4 protein-coding genes and 2 pseudogenes are annotated in these 3,646 nt (G+C 75.3%); 2 read left to right on the top strand and 4 right to left on the bottom strand.

Annotated features, from left to right (window positions below):
* From G3I65_RS54470 to G3I65_RS58545, 3 genes and pseudogenes are all read right to left on the bottom strand, one after another.
* Positions 1 to 683 (bottom strand): annotated as a pseudogene (locus G3I65_RS54470) (LuxR family transcriptional regulator); the annotation flags it as partial.
* A gap of 9 nt (positions 684 to 692) precedes the next feature.
* The gene (locus tag G3I65_RS54465; RefSeq protein ID WP_309236114.1) at positions 693 to 1,538 is read right to left on the bottom strand and encodes an MFS transporter; all 846 of its coding nucleotides are present in this window, start codon (positions 1,536 to 1,538) and stop codon (positions 693 to 695) included.
* On the bottom strand, positions 1,448 to 1,924 hold the full coding sequence (locus G3I65_RS58545; RefSeq protein WP_255482254.1) for an MFS transporter: 477 nt from the start codon (positions 1,922 to 1,924) through the stop codon (positions 1,448 to 1,450). The genes G3I65_RS54465 and G3I65_RS58545 overlap by 91 nt, the downstream gene beginning before the upstream one ends.
* Before the next feature lie 90 nt (positions 1,925 to 2,014).
* Between G3I65_RS58545 and G3I65_RS54460 the strand changes: the two genes are divergently transcribed.
* Together G3I65_RS54460 and G3I65_RS54455 are read left to right on the top strand one after the other, a co-directional pair.
* Positions 2,015 to 2,341 (top strand): hypothetical protein, encoded by a 327-nt coding sequence (locus tag G3I65_RS54460; RefSeq protein WP_160704292.1) that lies wholly within the window; start codon positions 2,015 to 2,017, stop codon positions 2,339 to 2,341.
* Positions 2,342 to 2,381: 40 nt separating this feature from the next.
* Positions 2,382 to 2,852 (top strand): hypothetical protein, encoded by a 471-nt coding sequence (locus G3I65_RS54455; RefSeq protein ID WP_160704290.1) that lies wholly within the window; start codon positions 2,382 to 2,384, stop codon positions 2,850 to 2,852.
* Here the strand turns inward: G3I65_RS54455 and G3I65_RS54450 are convergent.
* Positions 2,849 to 3,646 (bottom strand): annotated as a pseudogene (locus G3I65_RS54450) (ABC transporter permease); the annotation flags it as partial. The gene G3I65_RS54455 and the pseudogene G3I65_RS54450 sit on opposite strands and share 4 nt — an antisense overlap.

Here is a 3,646-nt window from a genome sequence, read left to right as displayed (position 1 = left end):
GCGTGCGCGTCCACCGACGTCACGCGCTGCTCGGCGGCGGTCCGCAGCGCTTCCTCCGCGTGCGCCCGCGCGTCGGCCCAGCGGCCCAGGTCCAGCTCCGCCTCGGCCAGCCACGTCAGCAGGACCGCGTACAGGGCGAGGATCCCGTTGGCCCGCAGCCGTTCCGCGGCGACGAGCCCGAACTCCCGGGTCGCCTGCCGGTGCGGTCCGCGGCGGCTGATCGCCATCGGGACGAGCCAGCGGTGGGCGTGCCGTTCGGTGAGCGACGCCGGCACCGCGTCGAGGAGCCGCCACGGGTCCGGCACTTCGCCGCCGACGAGGAAGCCGGCCAGGACGTGGTAGCCGGGTTCGCAGTCCAGCTCGGTGATCCGCCGCGCCAGCACGACGACGTCCTCCCACCGGTCGCGGTGGTGCGCGGCGTCGATCGCCAGGAACAGCAGCCGCGCGGCACGCCCGGGTTCGACCTGGTCCGCGAGCCGCGTCAGGTGGTCCTGCGCGGCGGCGAGGTGCCCGCTGTACAGCTCGATCAGCCCGCGCAGCCGCCCGGTCAGCGGCCGCGCGACGGGCTCGCGGACCGTCCGGGTCATGACGTCCAGCAGCCGCCGCGCCCGCGCCGGGTCGCCGGCCTTCCACGCCGAGTGGGCCGCCTCGCAGAGCCGGTGCGCCCGCGCGCTCTCGTCCATGCCCTGAAACTAGGGCGGTCCCGCTGAGACGTCGTTCAGGTCACGCAGCTTCCGCAGCGGCGAGCACACCAGGATCGCCGCCGAAGCCAGCACCCCGGCGGCCGCGATCTGCAGCGTCGCCCGCGTCCCGAACGCGGTCGCGAGCGCCCCGCCGAGCAGGCTGCCCAGCGGGACGACGCCGAGGACCAGCGTGTGGGTGACCGAGTTGACCCTGCCCAGCAGCTCCGGCGGCGCGACCAGCTGCTGGAAGCTCAGCCCGAAGACGTTCAGCACGATGACGCCGTAGGTCGCGAAGAACCCGGCGGCGACGTAGCAGGCGAGCGCCCACCCGCGCCCGGTGAACGGGTAGAGCTGGTAGGCCAGGCCGAACAGCACCCCGGCACCCCAGAGGGCCCGCGCCTGGCCGATCCGCGCGCCGAGCCGCCGCGCGGTGAGGCCGGCGGTGAGGGCGCCGGTCAGCGACGCGGTGCCGAGCAGCCCGATCGCCCACGCCGAGAGCCCGACGTCCCGGGACAGGAAGACGATCACGACCGCCAGGTGGGCCGACTGGAAGAGGCTCGACACCGCCCCGTGCGCGCTGATCGCCAGCAGGATCCGGTTGCCGCGCACCACCCGCAGCCCTTCGGCGATCTCGCGCAGCAGCCGCCGGGGCCGGGGATCGGGACGCACGTCCGGGGTTTCGATCCGCCCCAGCCACAGCGCCGACCACACGTAGCTGACGGCGTCGGCGGCGAGCGCGGTCGCCGCGCCGAGCGCCTGGACGATCAGCCCGGCCAGGCCGGGGCCCGCGACCGCCGCCATCGACAGGTTGGTCTGGAGCCGCGCGTTCGCCTCCGGCAGCTGCTCGCGCGGCACCAATCGGGGGACGTACGTCTGGTGCGCGATGTCGAAGAACACGCCAGGATCCCGACCCCCAGGACGACGAGGAGCAGCTGGGGCAGCCCCAGCACGCCGAAGAGGGCGGCGACCGGGACCGTCGCGATCAGCGCGGCGCGACCGGCGTCGGCGGCGATCAGCAGCGGGCGCTGGCGGATCCGGTCGCACCAGGCGCCGACCTGCAGGCCGAGCACCAGGTAGGGCAGCGTCTCGGCGGTGCGCAGCAGGGAGACCTCGAAGACCGACGCGCCCAGCGTGGAGACCGCCAGCAGCGGCACCGCCAGCACGTCGATCCGGCTGCCGAACTGGCTCGCGAGGTCGGCGAGCCACAGCCTCCTGAAGTCCCGGTTCCCCAACACCCCCATCGTTCCAACGTGGCACATCGGGTAACGGGACGTAAGATCGAAGCGAGTTAGTCCTCGTACCTGCGCTGCGCGTGGCGAGGGGGTGCCCGGATGAGTGGACGGCCTACCTGGGGTTCCGCCGCGGTCACCGGGCTGGCGGGATTCGCCTCCGGGCTGCTCGTCGCCGCGCTGCTGATCGCCGGCCGCTCGACTCCCCAGCCCGCCGAAGTCACGACGCCGCCGACCAGCACCGTGCCCGCCGTGCCGGTCACCGTGACCGCGTCGGCGCCGCCGCCGTCCACCGTCACCTCGGTGGACACCCCGCCGCCGACGACCACGACGAGCCGGGTGGCGGTCACCGTGACCTCGACGCCGACCTCGCTCACCCCGACGTCGACCTCTCCGGTCGCGCCGTTGACCAGCGGCTGGCGCGACTGAGGCGTGCAACCGGGCGGGCTGCCGGTCCCGTCTGGCCGTCATGCGAAGGATTCCGTGGCTCGCCGTGGCCCTGCTCGCCGCCGCCGGGTGCGGGGCGGAGCCGGAGGCCGCCTGCACCGCGATCGGCACCCCGGTCGGCATCGGCCTGTCGGTGCCCGACCCGGCCGGCATCACCCGCGCGACGCTCGACGCCTGCTGGGGCGGCCGGTGCGTCACCCACCAGGTCGCCCTCTTCCCCGCGACGGCGGCCGGCCCCACGTCCTGCACCGGGACCGGGCCGGACGCCTCGTGCGGCACGTCGATGGTTCCCACCGGCGGTCTCCAGGGCTTCGCCGACGTCCCGGGCCTGCCCGCCGAGCCGGTCCGGGTCACCGTCCGGTTCGACGACGGCAGGCCCCACGGCGTCGAGGTGACGCCGTCGTTCAGCGAGCCGAACGGCCCCGCCTGCGGGAAGGCGGGGCCGCAAGCCCAGCTCCTGGTGGGCGCCGGCGGCGAACTGCGTGCTCGTTAACCGACGTCCCGGCGCCGCCAGCCGGCCAGCCCGGCGACCAGCGCGACGACCGCGACCACGAGCAGCCAGACGATCGGCGTCGCGGCGAACTCCTGGCCGGGCAGCTTCGGCGGGTGCTGGAACGGCGAGACGTCCAGCACCGCCTGCGGCAGGTTCACCACCGGGCCGAACAGGCTGAGCAGCAGCGCCAGCGCGCCCACCGCCCACCCCGCGGCCGAGTACGCGGGCGCCAGGCCGAAGATCGCCACCGCGAGCGCGACCACCACCCAGGCCGCGGGCAGCTGGACGAGCATCCCGGCGAGGGTGTCGCCGATCGAGCCGCCGACGTCCCCGGTGCGCAGGCCGTTGGCCAGGCCCATGAAGAGGCCGCCGACCAGCAGCAGCGCCGCCGTGCCGAAGAACGCGAACACCAGGTGGCCGCCCGCCCAGCGCAGCTTGCCGACGCTGGTGGCGAGCACCGGTTCGAGCCGGATCGCGGTCTCCTCCCCGCGCATCCGCAGTGCCGCCTGGACGCCGTAGAGCGACGCGACCATGGCGAACATCCCGGCCATCGCGGCGAGGAACGCCTGCGTCAGCGCGTGGCTGCCGCCGAGGCGCTCGAAGATCTGCTGCGCCTGCGGGCTCGACCCGACGAGGTCGCCGATGCCGCTGGCGATCGACCCGAACACCGCGCCGACCACGGCCACCCCGATCAGCCAGCCGAGCAGCGGGCCGCGGTGCAGCCGCCAGGCGAGCGCGAACGGCGTCCGCAGGCTCGCCGCGGCCCTCGCCGGACCGGGCCGCGGCGGCAGGAT

Source organism: Amycolatopsis sp. SID8362, assembly GCF_010550475.1.
GTDB lineage: Bacteria > Actinomycetota > Actinomycetes > Mycobacteriales > Pseudonocardiaceae > Amycolatopsis > Amycolatopsis eburnea.
The sequence above is the reverse complement of the archived record's forward strand: the minus strand, read 5'-3'. Positions and strand labels throughout refer to the sequence as shown.